Below are 17,424 nucleotides of genomic sequence, written 5' to 3'. Positions count from 1 at the left end.
AACGTTTCTTTGGATTGAAGGCTATTACAACACACGTCGCCGCCATTCAACGCTCGGCTATTTGACGCCAGCCGAAATTGAGTTAGGCTATAAATCTATTCACGAACTCGCGGCATAATCCCGAGTCCACAAAAACGGGAACACTCCATATCCACATCAGGGCGCTCCTTCTGCCAAACCTGAGTCGGCTCCACGCCAGGCCGTGGAGCGGCGTTTAGCCCAGCCACAGATGTTGCCTTGTCCGACGAGTTCACGCAGCAGCCCCGCCAGCCGGTATCCCGGCATGGCGTTAAGGGCCTGCCGCAGGTATCCGTCCGCGGCGGATGCGCGACCCCGGCACCAGGAAATCCAGCCGAGCATGGTCAGCGCGGCGGCCTGGGGGTTCCCACTGGCGGCTTCCGCCAGATATTCGAGCAGCCGTGCGGCGACGTCCATCCTGCACCAGTCAGGACGGTTTCCGGTTTCGCCCATCAGCACAGCACCAAACTCCGCCGCACCGAACTCCCCCGCTCCAAACTCCGCCGCACCGAACTCCCCCGCTCCAAACTCCGCCTCTCCAGGCTCGGAGCTCCGAAACTCCGAGCCTGGAAATTCCGATTCTCCGGTCGCCGGCCCTCCAGACGCCGACCCTCCGAAGCACACCTCCGATTTCCGGAGGGCTGCTTGGAACTTGGTCCGCAGGAACTCCCGCTCGGCAGATGTGGGGTCCCAGCCCTCAGGCAGGAAAACATCGGGTGTAATCGGTGCCGGCAGGCCGCAGGCGGCCGCTCCTTGCACCGCCAGACGGACCGAGACACTGCAGGAAACCAATACCGCGTCCCGAACTGTGAGGCTTTCCAACGATGCCAGCAGGAAGCCGGCCGCCGCCGCATCCGGAGCCGCCGGCCACCGCGCCATCGCCAGTTCCCAGACCTCCATCGTGGCCCGTAGCTGGTCCGGACCGCAGGGATTGTGCGCGAATTCCTGCGTGTACTGACTCTGCCGGACACCGGTAGCCAATCGCAGCCCTTGTGGACCCGCCGCTTCGGACCCGTAAATGCGCAATACACCGTCGGGTGGCTCCGACGAGTAGCTGCTGCCCATAAATATCAGTTCGGCGTTGAGTTTGCTTTCCGCGATTTCGCTCTGTGGCCGGCCGGGCCAGCCACAGCAGGACGCATCCGTGCAGCGATAGTTGCGCCAACGTTCCGGGCCCACGTACCAGGAATCTTTGACAGGCGTTCCAGCTATAGCGAACGCCTTCTGCAGAGCGGCCATGAGCTGACCATGCGGAACGGGCCGGATGGCAAGCCAATCCTGGGAGCCGAAGATGGCCAGCAGCACACCGTCAGACGTCTCGTCCGACTGCAAGTAACCAAGGATATGCTCGGCGAAGGTCAGCAAATATGCTTTGTCACTTTCGCGTCCTCCCGAGGGCAGGTCAACCCGGAGGGTGGCCCCCACGGCCTTCCCCGTCATTGTGATGCAGACCAGGCTCCGGACGGGCCAATAGCCCAGCGCATGGGGAATGTAGCTGAGGATGTCCTGACCGGTGCTGACGGAAAGCCGTTGTTTTGTGCTCATGGATCCACGATCGCCAAAGGGCGGGTTTCGGACCAGATGCTTCCGCTGCTATGTGCGCTCAGGGCCATCCCAGCTCGGCTGTGCAGGAGCTGTGGAGAGCTGTGCAGGAAGGGCTCCCCGTCATCCCTTGTCGGGAGAATTCCTGCCGCTGTTCTTGGCAGCCTTCTTGGCGGCATTCTTGGCGGCCGTGGGCCGCCGGGTCGCCAATTCCTGCCGGTATTGCTGACGTCGGCGGCGGTTGTCCGCCATGGCGGCGCGCAGCGGAGGCACGCGAACCCCCTCAAGTGCCATCCGGCGTCGAACCTCGTGCCGTGACATCAGGACTCCGCTGACTCCGACTGCTATCACCAGGAACTGGACCGACAAGGCGATCCGAAAGGAATCCAGCCCGTACAGTTGTCCGTGCGAAAATCCGCTGTTATTGAGCAGATCCAGGACCAATCCGATCACATACATAGTCAGCAGGGAGGCGAAAAACCCACCGACGTTGACAATGCCGGTCGCGGTGCCCATCCGGTGCGCTGGATTAAAGGTTCGGGCAAAATCAAAACCGATCATCGAGGCCGGACCTCCGAGCGCAAGCACCAGCACCAGCACCACCAACAACCACAGCGGCGCCCGGCCGGGATACAGCAGCACCACCATCCAGATGGCCGCAATGGCGGCGGAAATCAGCAGCACCATGGTGGAGCGGCGCAGCGGATGCCGGCCCACCCATCCCCCGAGCAGTGGCCCACAGACCATTCCCACCAGCACGAACAGGCTCATCAGCACCGACGCCGTCGCCGGGGCCACGCCCTGCCCGGAGAGCAGAAAGGGATAACCCCAGGTCAACGTAAAAACGGTGCCGGAGAACTGGGTGGTGAAATGGCTCCACAGTCCCAGCCGGGTTCCCGGCTGCTTCCATGCTCTGGCCAGCGCCGCACCGCTGTCGCGCAGGCCCGGATGCACCAGTGCCGGGGCAACATTGGGCGGCTGGTTGCGCAGCAGCGACGCGGCCAGGACGAAGGCCAGCAGGGACAACCCAGCGGCGCTCAGGAACGCGGCGCTCCAGCCCAAGCTGTGCAGCAGCAAGGCGAACGGAATCACGCTGATCAGCTGCCCCAGTTGCCCCAGTTGTCCTGTGAGCTGGGTCAACAGCGGGATCCGGCGGGGCGGAAACCAAGCCGGCAGCAGCCGGAGCACGGAAATAAAGGTCAGGGCGTCGCCGGCGCCTACCAGGACACGTCCAATCAGTCCGGCCGGTACCGAGGTGGCCGCTGCGAGCTGCAGCTGGCCCAGGCACATCAGCACGGCGCCCGAGGCGACCATCAGCCGGGGTCCAAAACGGTCCACCAGCACTCCCACCGGGATCTGCAACACCGCGTAGACCAGCAGCTGCAGTACGGTGAACGCGGACAATGCCGATGCCGTGGCATGGAACCGGGCAGTAGCTTCCAACCCCACCACACCGAATGACGTCCTTTGGGTGATGGCAATCAGATAGGCGAAGACGCCAATCCCCCACATGACCCAGGCGCGTCTGCTTTCCACCTGTCCATCCTATGCGCGCCGGTAACGCCCGCCACCGGCGCGGTGCGCCGGCGTAACACACCGGCACCGGAAGGGCCTGCCTGCCGTCAGCCGTGGGACACAGCCTGCATCAATGCCGCCAGCGGCCGGGCTACTGAGGCGGCTGGCCGCCGTCGCCCTCTGCCGGGTCCTGGCTCGCGAGATACGCCTCCACCGCGGCACCCAGGGCGTCGGCATCGGGCAGCTGATCATTTTCGTCGGCCAGCAGGGAGCGGGTGGGGGTGTCCTTGGTCCGGTCGTCGTACTGGTGTTCCAGGCTCCGCACCACGTTCTGCACATCCGCTGAGGACTGCACCTGCTCCCCGATCTGCCGTTCCACGTCCCGGCCTGCCTCGCGAAGCCTTTCGCTGGGCAGCATCAGCGACGCGGCCGCACCAAGGTATTCCAGTCCCGCGACGGCGGCGGGCGGGTACTCTGCCTCGGCCAGATAATGCGGGACATGGATGGCGTATCCGGCAACGTTCCGGCCGGCCTGCTGCAGCCGGAACTCGAGCACGTGGCCGATGGCCGAGGGAATCTGGACGGTGGCGCGCCAGGAGGATATTCCCTCGATCAGATCCGGCCGATTGCCGTGCACCGTTACGCCAAGCGGGCGGGTGTGCGGAACCGGCATGGGAATAGAGTGCACCCATGCCACCAGGTTGACGTCAAACTTGCGCACCAGACCCAGCACCGCGGCGCTGAACCGTTCCCACTGCAGGTCCGGCTCGTTGCCGGTCAGGAACAGGAACGGGTTGCCCAGACTGTCAATCATCCGGTGCAGGGCCAGCGAGGGCTGCTGATAATCCGAGAGGTGATCCTCGGCGAACGTGATCCGGGGCCGGCGGGAGCGGTAGTCCAGCAGCTGGTCGATATCAAAGAATGCCACCGGCTCGCTGTCCAGGTTCTCCAGCAGTTCCGCGGTGATCTGCTGGACAACCTGGCCGGCATCCGAGGATCCGGTGAAGCCCATCAGCAGGTTCAGCCCGCGCAGGTCTTCGTGCTGCAGGAGCTCATCGTTGCTGGCGTACAGCGCCGACGGGTCCAGAAAAGGTTTGTACTCGATGTCTTTCACAACTTCCTCCGCGGACATTAAGGTCCATCACGCCGACGCCCACTGTGCGTCCCGCTTCTCCAACCTTAACAACGTCCAAGCTGCCGGGAATCATCCCGGATGCTCAAATATCCCCGCGCCGGGGTCCGCGCAGCAATTCGGCGGAAGATTTACTCAGGTGAGCCGGGCTACCGCAGAGCAGGCCCGGGCCTTTAAGCCGTCCCCGAGGGCTGCTTGAGCGGCTCCGCGGAACCGGCGGACTACGATCGGAGAATGGGCGCCGGCCGGACCGGGCCCGACATCCGCCAACAAGTGAGGATCCATTTTTGTGTTCACGAACGACGAAGTAACGCTCAAAGCGGTTGCCAAAGACCTGAAGAAGCACCGTTCCGATGCGCTGGTCATCGGCGTTGGCCAAGGTGTGGAAGGCCCGGTGCTGTTGGACAGCCCGCTGCCGTCCAAGGCGGCCAATGCCCTCGCCGCCTCGCTGGCGGAACTGGGCATCACCGGCGCGGCCGATGAGGTGCGCCGGTTCCCCGGCATCGAGGAGCTGGGCGCTGCCGTCCTGGTGCTGGCCGGAGTCGGCAAGGTTGCCGACGGCCAGGTTTCCGCCGAGGCGCTGCGCCGCGCCGCAGGCTCGGCGATCCGTCAGTTGGCAGGGGTGGGCAGCGTCGTCGTCGCCCTGCCGACGACGACGATCGCCGAGGCCGCGGCCGTGGCGGAGGGTGCGGCGCTGGGTGCCTACTCGTACACCGAACACCGCACCGCGGGCCCCTCCGGCCACAAACCTAATGTCAGGGCCGTCACCGTTTTCACCCCGCTGGCCACCGACCGTGCGATGGCGCCGGCGCTGGAGCGGGCCACCGTCCTCGCACGCGCCGTGAACGCCACCCGGACACTGGTCAACGCCCCGCCCAGCCATCTGTATCCGGAGACTTTCGCCGACGCCGCCAAGGAATTGGCAGCAGGCCTTCCGGTGAAGGTTACGGTCTCCGACGAGAAGGCCCTGAAGAAGGCCGGCTTCGGCGGCATCCTCGGCGTCGGACAAGGATCCTCACGGCCACCGCGCCTGATCAAGGTGGAATACTCCCCTGCCCGCGCTAAGGCACATCTGGCCTTCGTCGGCAAGGGCATCACCTTCGACAGCGGCGGAATCTCGCTCAAGCCCGCCGCCGGAATGATGACGATGAAGTGCGACATGGCCGGTGCCGCCGTCATCCTCAACGCACTGCTGGCTGTCGCCCGCCTCGGTTTGCCGATGAAGCTGACCGCATGGCTGTGTGTGGCCGAAAACCTGCCATCGGCCACGGCCATCCGGCCCTCTGATGTGCTCACCATGTTCGGCGGCAAGACCGTTGAGGTCCTGAACACCGACGCCGAAGGCCGGCTGGTGATGGCCGACGGGCTCGCCGCAGCATCCGCGGAAATGCCAGACGCCATTTTGGATGTGGCCACCCTGACCGGGGCGCAGGTTGTTGCGCTGGGTCACCGCGTCTCGGCAGTGATGGGCGACGAAGGCGTCACGGCCGCAGTGCAGGCTGCGGCAAAGCGGGCCGGCGAGCTGTTCTGGCCGATGCCGCTGCCGGAGGAACTGCGGCCCAGCCTCGACTCTCCGGTGGCTGACCTGGCCAACATCGGTGAAAAGGCCGGTGGCATGATGACGGCTGCCGTCTTCCTGAATGAGTTCGTTGGCAATGGTCCCGATGGAGCGAAGATTCCGTGGGCGCACCTGGACATCGCGGGACCGGCCTTCAATGAGGGCTCCGCCTACGGTTACACCCCGAAACAGGGCACGGGCACCGGCGTACGCACCCTCGTCGCCTATGTCGAGGACGTTCTGCAGCGCACGGCCTAGCAGCAGCCTCCGCAGGACAAATTCCCAGCGGGGCGGGCGGGACCGGCGAAAGTGCCCTCCCCGCCCCGTTACGGGATGTATCACAAGCGACCGTGAAACGGGACACAAGTCCTTTACCCCCGAGGTTTTCGGGTGGAGCATGGTAGCCGGGAACGCTAAGGTAAATGCTGAACACGTTTCGACCGGGCCGGTCTCCGCTCAATAACGCGGAGTCCCACGTCCGGAAGCAGCATCAGATATCTGCAGTCCGACTGTACGAAAAATCTCCATCAATCTTCCATCGAAGACGGCGCGCCCCGGTGCGTCAACCAATACGCGAGGGAGCGTCTAAGTGGCCGATCAGGCAACTGCGCAAGAATTCGACATCCTGGTACTCGGTGGCGGCAGCGGCGGTTACGCCACCGCACTGCGTGCGGTCCAACTGGGCTTCACCGTAGGTCTGGTGGAGAAGGCCAAACTTGGCGGCACCTGCCTGCACAACGGCTGCATCCCCACGAAGGCTCTTCTGCACTCGGCCGAAGTGGCCGATCACGCCCGCGGCGCAGCTAAGTACGGCATCAACGTTGACTTCCAGTCCGTCGACATAGCGGCAGTGAACGCGTACAAGGACGGCATCGTCGCCGGAAAGTACAAGGGCCTGCAGGGTCTGATCAAGGGCAAGGGCATCACCGTCATCGAGGGTGAGGGCAAGCTCAGCTCGAAGAACACCGTGACGGTCAACGGCACCTCCTACACAGGCAAGAATATTGTCTTGGCCACCGGTTCTTACTCCCGCAGCCTGCCCGGCTTGGAACTTGGCGGACGCGTCATCACCTCGGATCAGGCCTTAACTCTGGATTACATTCCCAAGAGCGTTATCATCCTCGGCGGCGGAGTGATAGGCGTCGAATTCGCCTCGGTCTGGAAGTCCTTCGGCGTGGACGTCACCATCGTGGAGGGCCTGCCGTCCCTGGTGCCCAACGAGGACACCGCCATCGTCAAGGTCCTGGAACGCACGTTCAAAAAGCGCGGCATCAACTTCAGCACCGGCATCTTCTTCCAGGGCGTCGAGCAGAACGACGACGGCGTCAAGGTCACCCTGGTGGACGGCAAGACCTTCGAAGCGGACCTGCTGCTGGTCGCCGTCGGCCGCGGTCCGAGCACCGCCGGCCTGGGCTTTGAAGAAGCCGGCCTGAACGTTGACCGCGGCTTCGTTGTCACCAACGAACGCCTGCACACCGGCGTCGGCAACATCTACGCCGTGGGGGACATTGTTCCCGGCCTGCAGCTGGCCCACCGCGGCTTCCAGCAGGGCATCTTTGTGGCCGAGGAAATTGCCGGTTTGAAGCCGGTGGTCGTGGAAGACATCAATATTCCAAAGGTCACGTACTGCGAGCCGGAGATTGCGTCGGTGGGTCTGACCGAAAAGGCCGCCAAGGCCAAACTCGGTGATGATCAGGTTCAGACACAGGAATACAACTTGGCCGGCAACGGCAAGAGCTCCATCCTGGGCACCGGCGGCATCATCAAGCTGGTCCGTGAAAAGGATGGTCCCATTGTTGGCGTCCACATGATCGGCACCCGGATGGGTGAGCAGATCGGCGAGGCTCAGCTGATGGTCAATTGGGAAGCCTATCCGGAGGATGTTGCCTCCCTGGTGCACGCGCACCCCACCCAGAACGAGGCCCTCGGCGAAGCTGCGATGGCGCTGGCCGGAAAGCCGCTGCACGGCTGAATTCCGCTCTTCTGAGTGCACCCGGCGGCATCCGCCGGGTGCACTAAGCTCAATTTATATTTCCAGAATTTCATTCGCACTGCAGATAATAAGGAGAACGGGGACGAAATGTCTGAATCCGTGAACTTGCCCGCCCTTGGTGAAAGTGTCACCGAAGGCACCGTCACCCGCTGGCTCAAGCAGGTTGGTGACCGGGTTGAGGTCGACGAGCCCCTGCTCGAGGTCTCGACCGACAAAGTGGATACCGAAATCCCCTCTCCGATTGCCGGCGTGATCGAGGAAATCCTCGTCGCCGAAGATGAAACCGCTGAGGTTGGCGCCCCGCTGGTGCGCATCGGCAGCGGCGCGGACGCCGGAAGCGCGGCACCGGCATCCGAGCCGGCCCCGGCCTCCGAAGCCACGGAGCCGGCCCCGGCCTCCGAAGCCACGGCGCCGGCGCAGGCCCAGCCAACCTCCGCCGAAAAACCGGCACCTGCGTCCGAACCCACGGTGGCCGAGCCCTCCACAGAAACCCCCGCCGACGAAGAGCCGGCTACCTCCGCTCCGTCGGCCGATGCGACCCCCAGCGGTGGCGAAAGCCACAATGTCACCCTGCCGGCGTTGGGTGAGAGCGTTACCGAAGGGACAGTGACCCGCTGGCTGAAGGCAGTTGGTGACTCTGTCGAGGTGGACGAACCGCTGTTGGAAGTTTCCACCGACAAAGTGGATACCGAGATTCCCTCTCCGGTGGCTGGCACGCTGCAGGAAATCCGCGTCAACGAAGATGAGACTGCGGAAGTTGGTTCCGTCCTGGCCGTGATCGGAGCCGGCGCAGCCGCTCCGGCACCCAAGGCGCCAAAGGCCGCTCCGGCTGCACCCGCCGCACCGGCACCCAAGGCAGAACCGGCGGCCAAGCCGGAAGCTGCTGCCGCCCCGGCGCCCTCCGCGACCGAGAGCGGAACTGAGGCTCCGGCCCCCGAGGCCGAAGCGCCGAAGGCAGCCCCGGCCGGACCGCCGTCGTCGGCTCCCACCGCCCAGTCCTCGGCCGCCCCCGCTCCTGCCGGCGGTTCCGGCGAGGCCGGCTATGTGACCCCGTTGGTCCGCAAACTGGCCAACCAACACGGCATCGAAGTCTCCGCCCTCACCGGCACCGGCGTGGGCGGGCGAATCCGCAAGCAGGACGTTCTTAGCGCCGCCGAGGCCAAGTCCGCCCCCGCCGCACCGGCGGCTGCACCCGCAGCGACCTCGGCACAGGCTTCTTCGGGCGGCGTTGCAGCGTCCTCGCTGCGCGGAACCGTGCAGAAGGCGCCCCGGATCCGGCAGGTCATCGCCCGTCGGATGCGGGAGTCACTGGACGTTTCCACCCAGCTGACACAGGTCCATGAAGTGGACATGACCCGGGTCGCCAAGCTGCGTGCGAAGGCCAAGAACTCCTTTGCCGCCCAGAACGGCGTCAAACTGACCTACCTGCCGTTCATCGCCAAGGCCGTCGCCGAAGCCCTCAAGCAGCACCCAAAGCTGAATGCGGCCTACGACGAGGACAAGCAGGAGATTACCTACCACAATGCCGAACACCTGGCCATCGCGGTGGATACGGACAAGGGCCTGCTGGTTCCGGTGATCGCCGACGCCGGCAGCCTGAACCTTGCCGGCCTGGCGGGCAAGATTGCCGATGTCGCCGACCGCACCCGCCGTGCGAAAATTGGTCCGGATGAGCTCTCCGGCGGCACCTTCTCCATCACGAATATCGGTTCCGTCGGCGCCCTGTTCGACACGCCGATCATCAACCAGCCGCAGGTCGGTATTCTGGGCACCGGAGCCATCGTCAAGCGCCCCGTGGTGGTGACCGACGTCGACGGCGATGACACCATCGCCATCCGCTCGATGATGTACCTGTCGCTGACCTACGACCACCGCCTGGTGGACGGGGCAGACGCTGGACGCTTCCTGCAGACCCTCAAGGCGCGCCTGGAAGCGGGTGCATTCGAGGCCGATCTTGGCCTCTAGAGCCTGAACCGGGTCCGGTCCTGCACTGCGTGGCCGGATCCGGTCCCGCTCACACAGCTGTGGCGTCCTCTTCCAATTGGAGGAGGACGCCAAGTTGTTTGCGTTCGGCTGCTGCCCAAAGAGCCGGTCCACCAGTGGGCACATCAGTAAGTTGCTCGCGGCACAGCGCCCTCGATGGACAGAACGAGCGGCAGTTCGATTGTGGTTATGGACGCCAGACCATCAGGACGACCACAAGGACCATCAGCAGCGCCACAATGCCCGAGGACATCGAGATGCGCTGGTAGCCCTTGCCGGCAGGCTGGCTGGAGTTTGCGGCCGTCTGAGTACCTGACCCGGCGGTGACCGGAACCACCGCGGACCCGGCGTGCCGCAAGGCCGGCACGACGACGGCCAGGTTGAGGACCAGCGCCAGCACGTAGGCGATGATCGAAATCAGGATCCACGGCGTGGTCATCGACAGGTGATATTTCGGATCGCTCATACCCATCAGACCAAAGCCGAAGACGACCACGATCAGCGAGAGCAGGCTGAAGACATAAGTGGATTTGGCCAGCGACGCCACCTGCGTCTGCGCTCCTGAGCGCAGCGCCCGCATCGCCGTCATCGGCAAAATTGTCATCGGTCCGACGATAAAGACGGCCGCAACGACGTGTAAAACATTCATCAGGGTTTCCATGCCCCCATGCTACAAGTCCGCCCTGTTAGGACCATCGTCGTTTCTCCCGCTGCCCGGGCCCGTGGCGCCGGGAACTGAGCCTCGGTGCCGACCGGTCGGCTCCCCGCCTAGGATGGAAGAGCAGGGGTGCTTCCCGGTGGGAAGCGTCCCTGGGACCTGGCAGCTGAAGCTGATCAGGGAGTTACTTTCCGAGAGTCAGTTCAATTCCAAGGAGCGATTATGGCGACAACGCGCACAGCCCACACAGTATGGAACGGCGATCTGCCCAGCGGCTCGGGGCAGGTCACTTTGGACAGCTCCGGTCTTGGAACCTACGACGTGACCTGGAAAGCCCGGGCGGAACAGGCGGAGGGAAAAACGAGCCCGGAGGAACTGATTGCCGCGGCGCACTCGGCATGTTTCTCGATGGCCTTCAGCCACGCACTCGGCGAGGAAAACAAGGGCGCACCCGAAGAAGTCCACACCACCGCGGACGTCAGCTTCCAGCCGGGTGAGGGCATCACAGGAATTCATTTGACGCTCAAGGCCAGGGTTCCGGGCTTGAGTCAGGAGGATTTTGCCCGGATTGCGGATGCGGCCAAGACCGGGTGCCCCGTCTCCGCGGCGCTGACGGGCACAACGATCACCTTGGACGCGACGCTGGAAGGCTAGCATAAGAAGTCCTGCGGCCCCTGCCGCGGAATATGTGGCTCCGGTTCCCGCGGAACCGGAGCCACGGCTGGCAGGGACGCCGGCCGTCCCAGGCGGGAGAAGAATCCGTCAGTCGGCTTCGGGGCGCGGCGGCAGGACACCCGGCTGCAGCTTGCGGTAGTTCTCCCGGGCAGGCGGCGCGTCCGGTGGCGTCTGTGCCAGCATTTCCTTCAGGAGGCCCACCCCTCGTTCGAGCTGCGGATCGTCGTCCGCTCCATAGGCGTGTGGCGGAAAGGGAACCTCAATATCTGGGTCCACGCCATAGTTTTCCACCTTCCATCCAACTCCTGCCGTAAACCAGAATGCATAGCGCGGCTGGGTCACGGCAGTGCCGTCAGCCAGCGAAAATTTCCCGTCAATGCCGATGACGCCACCCCAGGTCCGGGTGCCAACCACGGGTCCGATTCCCCGCAGCTTGGCGACCTGGGTGATGATGTCCCCGTCCGAGCCCGCGAACTCGTCAGCCAGGATCACCACCGCACCGCGCGGCGCCTGCTTGGGATAGATACCCGCCTTCTGCCTGCGCACCAGCGTCCACGCAGTCATTCTGCGGCCGATCAGTTCTGCCACCAATTCGGAGGTGTGGCCGCCGCGGTTCCGCCGGACGTCCACAATCAACGCATCCTGGGCCGTCTCAGTATCCAAGTCCCGGTGCAGTTGGGACCAACCCCGCGCCAGCATGTCGGGAATGTGCAGATAACCGAAGCGCTCACCGGAGCCCTGGCGGACCTTCCGCCGGTTTTCCAAGACCCAGCGCTGGTAGCGCAGCCGCTCTTCGTCCTTGATCGGCACCACCGCAATCCGGCGCACCTGCCCGGCGCCGCCGTCGTGGGCGGGCCCCTGGACAATAGTGAGCTCGACTGCCTTCTCCGCAGCGTTAACCAGCAGAGCATCGGGTCCGGTGTCCGGAATTTCGACGCCGTCAACGCGCAGCAGCACATCTCCCGGCAGCGCGCCGGCTCCGGGCGCGGTCAGTGGAGACCTGGCCTGCGGGTCGGAGGACTCACCGGGCAGCACCCGCTCAACCTCCCAGCCGCGGGCGGTCCGCTTGAAGTCAGCACCCAGCCTGCCCTGCTGACCGGCGCCCGGCTCCGCGGCCGGGGCCGGTGTGACGTAGGCATGCGAGGTGCCGAGCTCGCCGTGGATTTCCCAGAGCAGATCCACCAGATCATCGTGTGAGCCCAGTCGCTGGACAATCGGGCGGTACCTGTCATAAACGCCCTGCCAGTCCACTCCGGCCATGTCCGGTGTCCAAAAGAAGTCCCGCTGCAGGCGCCAGGTCTCATCGAAGGCCTGGCCCCAGACCTGGACCGGGTCCAGCTGAACCCGAACGCGGCCAAGGTCCACCTCAACACTTTCCGCCGAACCCTCCTCCACCGCCGCTGCCGCAGGCAGCAGCCGCACCTTGGCCTCATGGACCACCACAATGCGCTTTCCATCGCCGGAGACGCGGTAGGCACTCAGCGCGGGCACCAGCGTGCTGGTCTCGCGCTTGGCGATATCGAAACGTTCCAGCCGCCTGGCCTGCGCCTTGTCACCGGTGGATGCGCGCCCATCACCGGTCACGCCCTCCGGCTCGCCGGCGAGCCAAAGGAACGCTCCTTCCGCCGCCGTAAGCTGCTCGTAGTTCCCCTGCGCAACGGGCACCGCAATGATCCGCTCGCTGATGCCCTGCGGATCCACTGCCAACGCAGGAGAGGCGGGGTTCTTCCCGGGGTACTCGTGTGCCGGCGCCAGACTCTCCGGCTCTGCCGGTGTGCCGGCAACGGAGGGTCCGAAGGGCGACGGGGTCCCGGCTGCAAGCGCCAGCAGGAACGGCTTGGTTGAGGACGGGAAACTCAGATCAAAACCGTGGGTGTTGTAAACCGGGTCAAAACTGCGCTGCGACAAGAACGCCACAAAGCGTCCATCCGGGGTGAAGGCCGGTCCATGGTCGGGGAAACGCCCGTCGGTGAGGTCCAAAATATCGGCCGCTTCATCGGCGATATGTGCCAGCCGCAGCTTTGAGCGGTCCGTGTCCATGGTGACCGGCTCCACCCAGAGCAACCAGTCCGAATCGGGGCTGAACACCAACTCCCCGATCGCGCCTGCTTCAGTGCTGGCTATCCGCCGCAGGGTCCCTGCCGCAACGTCGAGCAGCAATACCTGACCGTCTTCGGTTCCAATGGCTGCACGTTGTCCATCCGAGCTCGCCACAATCTCGCTGGCACGCGTCGGCCCAGCGAACTCCACCCGCTGCGAACCCGCGGAAGGACCCCCGGATACATCGGCTGCCGCAGGCGCTCCGCCGGGCAGCGAGACGGCAGAACTGGCTTCTACCCCGGCAGAGAGATCCCTTATGTACAGTCCCTCTATTCCGCCGTGATCGGCCACGTAGATGACTTTTCCATTTCCCAGCGGGCGCACCAGTCTTGCCCGCACACCAGGTGTTGCTTCGACTATCCGGGAGGGACCGTCGCGGTGCGTGAGCCAGTGCGCCGTGCCGTGGGCCTCCACTGCGCTGGCACGGCCGGTATGGTCAGGAACCACCTGGCCAAGGTGCTTGGCGATGTCCAGCGGCCTGCGCCGGCGGCCTGTCGAGGCCGAGCCGAGCGTAATCTCCACCTCACGAGGATCCGTGTCCAGAGAGTCGATCAGAAACAGACGACCCGCCGATTCATAGACCAMGCGGGCCCCGTCACTGCTGGCATGCCGGGCATAAAACGCGTCGTGGTCGGTGTGCCGGCGCAGCTGGCTCCCGTCCGGCAGAACGGAGTACACGTTGCCGTAGCCCTCATGATCGGACAGGAACGCGATCCGCTCCTTAATCCACAGCGGATCGGCCAAGTTGCCGTCCAACTGTTCGGCGAGGCGGATGAACTGGCCGGATCCATCGCCGTCAATCCACAGTTTGCCGCCGGTGCCTCCCCGGTAGCGCTTCCACCAGGCCGGCTCGCGGGACAGGACGGAAGAGACCACAACCGGCCGTGCATTGCCTGATTCCAGGCCATAGGCCACCGAATCCACCGGACCGAAGGGCAGGATGGAACGACTGGATCCGTCCAGGCTGAGCGCGTATGCCCAGGTGTGCCGGCTTTCGGCCTGCTCGAAGGCGCTGGTCGCCAACACCTCGCCGGCGGGAGTAAATCCCTTGACCTTCGTACTTTGGTGGCCAAAATAGCTCAGCTGATGGAAGTCACCTCCATCGGTTGAGGCCGTCACCACTTCAGGGGCGCTGCCCTGCACGACGGACCAGGCCAGCCGGCTGCCGTCCGGGGAAAACCGCGGATTCCGGGCCGGCAACTGCAGCGAAGAGACCCGCCACGCCCGCCCTCCACGCAATGGTGCAACCCAGACGTCGTCTTCGGCCACAAAGGTGATCAGATCTCCGTGCAGGTGCGGATAACGGAAATAGCTCGATGAAGTCATGCACCGATCCTAACCACGGCGGCAGACAAAAAAGCCGATCCACAATAAGTTGGCCCGCAGTCCGCAGTGGCATGCGGACTTCCCTGCGGACTGAAGCCATGATGGGATGAAGCATGCGTATTCTCCTTTCGGGCGGTTCCGGTCTCCTCGGTTCTGCCCTCGCCAAACATCTGAGCGGTCAAGGACACCGGGTGGGCAAGCTCGTCCGCCGGCCAGCACGCACCGACGACGAATTTCAGTGGGACCCAGCCCACCGCGATCTGGATACGCGGCATTTGGACGGCGTGGACGCCGTCGTCAATTTGTCCGGTGCGGGACTGGCGAGTCGGCCCTGGACCCGAGGCTACGTTGAAGTTCTCTATGAATCGCGCATCGATCCCATTCTTACGCTGACCGCTGCCATGGGACGGATGGACCATCCGCCCAAGGTCTTCCTGAGTCAATCCGCAACCGGCTATTACGGTCCGACATCACCCGCTCAGGGCCAGGCCGACGAATCCTCCCCCTCCTCCCCGCAGTCCCTGCTGGCCGATATCTGCCGCCGCTGGGAGGCAGCAGCGCAAACTGCTCCCCCTGCCATCCGCACCGTGAACATGCGCACGGGAGTGGTCTTCACTCCGGACGACGGAGCCTTGAACAAACTGCTGCTGCCGCTGAAACTCGGTATTGGTGGCCCGCTGGGCAGCGGAAAACAATACTGGCCATGGATCTCTCTGCCGGACCTCGTGGCGGCCATCGAATTTCTGCTGACCCACGACATCTCGGGACCAGTGAACCTGTCTGCGCCCGAATCCAGCCAGGTCGGGGTCCTGGTGACCGCGCTGGCCAAGGCTTTTGAGAAACCGGCAAGATTCCGTGTTCCCGAGGTGGTCCTCACCACCGTGATGGGTCAAATGGCGCGTGAGATGCTCCTGACCAGCACCCGCGTCCGTCCCGCCGTCCTCAGCGCGCACGGTTTCACTTTTCAGCATCCCACGCCGGCCGCGGTGGCCGGCTGGGCAGCGGCCGCCCTGCACTGATCCTGCCCTCAGGGAACGGCCCGGCGCACCTCCGCTATCTGCCAGTATCCCGATTCCCGGAACAGTACGAAGGTCAGCATTTGAGTGGCGGCCTCAGGCTGGGAACGGACGACCGTCCCGAACCGGTCGACTTCGGTAAAGCCGCTTGTCACAGCCGTGGCCTTAACCAGGACGGTCGCATCGGACCGCGCTTCCAGAGTCCGCGCGGTGAGAATCTGGGTCTCCAAACCGGCCAAGGTATGCGCGCTGGCTTCCAATTGCGTTGCCACTGTCCTGTCGTCCGCCAGGGCCGTGGATCCGGACACGTCGACCCACTCCAGCATTCCACCCTGGCCTGCGCTGAAGGCATAAGACCGCAGCCAGGCCAGGCCGGCCAATGCCCGCTGTGGGTCTTGGGATTCGAGCTTTTCCCTGATGGGATCCGGCACGGCGAGATTGGCCAAGGAATGTGCCGTCCCACCTGCGCCGTTGCGGGCGGGGCTGGAACCAGTGGTGGGATCCGGGCCGGGATTAGCGCGCGGCCAGGCGAGCACGACGACGGCCGCAACAAGCACGACGGCGACAACGCCGGCCGTGCGGCGCAGAGCCCAACCCCGGTTGCGGACGCCGGCACTGGCACCAGTCCCGCCGCGGCCCCGACTGGGGACACTGCTGCGGTTATTCGTCCGATCCCAGCCCTGGCTGGGGATACCAGTACCTGTGCCGGTCAAGCCTCGGCCGCGGAGAATTGCACGGATCCGGACACCCAACCGGGCCCAGCGGAGTCTGCCTGCGGCTTCGACCCTGAGTTGACGGCGCGTCAACAGCTCGGGAATGACGCTGGGATGCACGGAGAAGGACAGGTCCAGGGGAAGGGCCACAGCGCTGCGGTAGATGGCCTGGCCCAGTTCCAGCGCCGATGGACGCAATGCCGCCGATTCCTGGAGTCCGGCTTCCAGCGCCTCGGACAGTTCTTCGGGAATGCCCTGGACATGCAGGGCCAGCGGCAGCCGGGAAGCCGGTGGCGGAGGCGCTTGACCAGTGAGTGCGAACCAGCCCACGGCAGCCATCGCGTAGACATCCGCCGCCGGATCCAGGACCAGCGATGAGCCAGAGGCGTCTCCGTCTGCGGGGCCGTCCACCACGAAACCATCGGTGCCAAGCCACGGTTGGGACCTGTCCCCCACCATGGCCGCGACGCCGAAATCCGCCAGCAGTGGTTTTCCCTCCGCGGTAAAGAGAACATTGCCGGGAGCGACATCGCCGTGCACCACGCCCTGGTCATGCAGGTAGCCCAGCACTTGGGCCAGCGGGGACAGAACTGTCACGGTCTCGCCCACAGTCAGCCGAGTCCGTGCCGCCACCAGATCTGCCAGCGAACCGCCGGCGGCATAGTCCATCAGCAAAGCCCACGAACCACCCCAGTCCGGGGACAACGGCAGCACGGCATGCAGGTTCAGCAGGTGCTCGTGGCTGTAGTTTGCCAAAATGCGCAATTCGCGCGTCAGTTTGCGCTGCACCGGTTGGCCCTTGTCGTCGTCGTCGGACCCCGGCAGGAAGCACTTTGCCGCCAAGGACTGCCCGCCGGCGTTGCTGTGGACCAGCCATACTTGGGCGCTGGCGCCGCTGCCCAGCAGGCGGTCCGCCTGATATCCCGGCATCATCGGAACCGGCCAGGCAGAGGCCGACGTGGCAGTGGTCTGCACGGGCAGGGCGGCAGCGGCGGCTCTATCGTCGGCAGAGGCACCGGCGGGGGCGGCACCGGAGGGAGCGTCGGCGGCACCGGAGGGAGCGTCGGCGGCACCGGAGGGAGCGTCGGCGGCACCGGAGGCTAAATAATAGTCCATGCTTAGTGATAGCGCGGATCGCCGATTCCCGCCGAAGTTATCCACAGATCTGGAACTGACGTGTGATGTATGTCCCGCC

Annotated in this window: 11 protein-coding genes; 5 read left to right on the top strand and 6 right to left on the bottom strand. The window is 64.8% G+C overall.

Going from position 1 to position 17,424, the window contains the following annotated elements; genetic code table 11:
• Nucleotides 1-156: 156 nt before the first annotated feature.
• From IV498_RS04230 to IV498_RS04220, 3 genes are all read right to left on the bottom strand, one after another.
• Nucleotides 157-1,563: a DUF4192 family protein gene (locus IV498_RS04230; RefSeq protein WP_269045307.1), complete on the bottom strand. Its 1,407-nt coding sequence runs from the start codon at nucleotides 1,561-1,563 to the stop codon at nucleotides 157-159.
• A gap of 120 nt (nucleotides 1,564-1,683) precedes the next feature.
• On the bottom strand, nucleotides 1,684-3,096 hold the full coding sequence (locus IV498_RS04225; protein ID WP_269045306.1) for an MFS transporter: 1,413 nt from the start codon (nucleotides 3,094-3,096) through the stop codon (nucleotides 1,684-1,686).
• A 130-nt stretch (nucleotides 3,097-3,226) separates the two neighbouring features.
• Entirely contained in the window at nucleotides 3,227-4,207 is a 981-nt protein-coding gene (locus tag IV498_RS04220; RefSeq protein WP_269045305.1) for a proteasome assembly chaperone family protein, read from the bottom strand.
• A gap of 289 nt (nucleotides 4,208-4,496) precedes the next feature.
• Between IV498_RS04220 and IV498_RS04215 the strand changes: the two genes are divergently transcribed.
• From IV498_RS04215 to sucB, 3 genes are all read left to right on the top strand, one after another.
• A complete protein-coding gene (locus IV498_RS04215) occupies nucleotides 4,497-6,023 on the top strand; it encodes a leucyl aminopeptidase (protein WP_269045304.1) in 1,527 nt (508 codons plus the stop codon).
• A gap of 331 nt (nucleotides 6,024-6,354) precedes the next feature.
• Complete coding sequence (gene lpdA / locus IV498_RS04210; protein ID WP_269045303.1) at nucleotides 6,355-7,737, top strand: dihydrolipoyl dehydrogenase; 1,383 nt, start codon at nucleotides 6,355-6,357, stop codon at nucleotides 7,735-7,737.
• A gap of 108 nt (nucleotides 7,738-7,845) precedes the next feature.
• On the top strand, nucleotides 7,846-9,723 hold the full coding sequence (gene sucB, locus IV498_RS04205) for a 2-oxoglutarate dehydrogenase, E2 component, dihydrolipoamide succinyltransferase (protein WP_269045302.1): 1,878 nt from the start codon (nucleotides 7,846-7,848) through the stop codon (nucleotides 9,721-9,723).
• A 205-nt stretch (nucleotides 9,724-9,928) separates the two neighbouring features.
• Here the strand turns inward: sucB and IV498_RS04200 are convergent, their stop codons facing one another.
• Nucleotides 9,929-10,390 carry a DUF2269 family protein gene (locus tag IV498_RS04200; protein ID WP_269045301.1) on the bottom strand — a complete coding sequence of 154 codons (462 nt, stop codon included), beginning with the start codon at nucleotides 10,388-10,390 and terminating at the stop codon, nucleotides 9,929-9,931.
• A 231-nt stretch (nucleotides 10,391-10,621) separates the two neighbouring features.
• Between IV498_RS04200 and IV498_RS04195 the strand changes: the two genes are divergently transcribed.
• Nucleotides 10,622-11,053: an OsmC family protein gene (locus tag IV498_RS04195; protein WP_269045300.1), complete on the top strand. Its 432-nt coding sequence runs from the start codon at nucleotides 10,622-10,624 to the stop codon at nucleotides 11,051-11,053.
• Nucleotides 11,054-11,161: 108 nt separating this feature from the next.
• On the opposite strand, the gene IV498_RS04190 is transcribed toward IV498_RS04195, so the two are convergent.
• A complete protein-coding gene (locus IV498_RS04190) occupies nucleotides 11,162-14,500 on the bottom strand; it encodes a S41 family peptidase (protein ID WP_269045299.1) in 3,339 nt (1,112 codons plus the stop codon).
• A 113-nt stretch (nucleotides 14,501-14,613) separates the two neighbouring features.
• Between IV498_RS04190 and IV498_RS04185 the strand changes: the two genes are divergently transcribed.
• Nucleotides 14,614-15,519 carry a TIGR01777 family oxidoreductase gene (locus tag IV498_RS04185; protein WP_269045298.1) on the top strand — a complete coding sequence of 302 codons (906 nt, stop codon included), beginning with the start codon at nucleotides 14,614-14,616 and terminating at the stop codon, nucleotides 15,517-15,519.
• Nucleotides 15,520-15,527: 8 nt separating this feature from the next.
• On the opposite strand, the gene IV498_RS04180 is transcribed toward IV498_RS04185, so the two are convergent.
• Complete coding sequence (locus IV498_RS04180) at nucleotides 15,528-17,345, bottom strand: serine/threonine-protein kinase (protein ID WP_269045297.1); 1,818 nt, start codon at nucleotides 17,343-17,345, stop codon at nucleotides 15,528-15,530.
• Between the last annotated feature and the right edge of the window lie 79 nt (nucleotides 17,346-17,424).

The organism is Paenarthrobacter sp. Z7-10, assembly GCF_026932795.1.
Lineage (GTDB): Bacteria > Actinomycetota > Actinomycetes > Actinomycetales > Micrococcaceae > Arthrobacter_M.
This window is presented reverse-complemented; position numbering and strand designations above follow the sequence as displayed.

Coding starts and splice junctions, on each gene's coding strand:
- IV498_RS04230 (WP_269045307.1), bottom strand. CDS start 1,563: ATGAGCACAAAACAACGGCTTTCCGTCAGCACCGGTCAGGACATCCTC.
- IV498_RS04220 (WP_269045305.1), bottom strand. CDS start 4,207: ATGTCCGCGGAGGAAGTTGTGAAAGACATCGAGTACAAACCTTTTCTG.
- sucB (WP_269045302.1), top strand. CDS start 7,846: ATGTCTGAATCCGTGAACTTGCCCGCCCTTGGTGAAAGTGTCACCGAA.
- IV498_RS04200 (WP_269045301.1), bottom strand. CDS start 10,390: ATGAATGTTTTACACGTCGTTGCGGCCGTCTTTATCGTCGGACCGATG.
- IV498_RS04195 (WP_269045300.1), top strand. CDS start 10,622: ATGGCGACAACGCGCACAGCCCACACAGTATGGAACGGCGATCTGCCC.
- IV498_RS04185 (WP_269045298.1), top strand. CDS start 14,614: ATGCGTATTCTCCTTTCGGGCGGTTCCGGTCTCCTCGGTTCTGCCCTC.
- IV498_RS04180 (WP_269045297.1), bottom strand. CDS start 17,345: ATGGACTATTATTTAGCCTCCGGTGCCGCCGACGCTCCCTCCGGTGCC.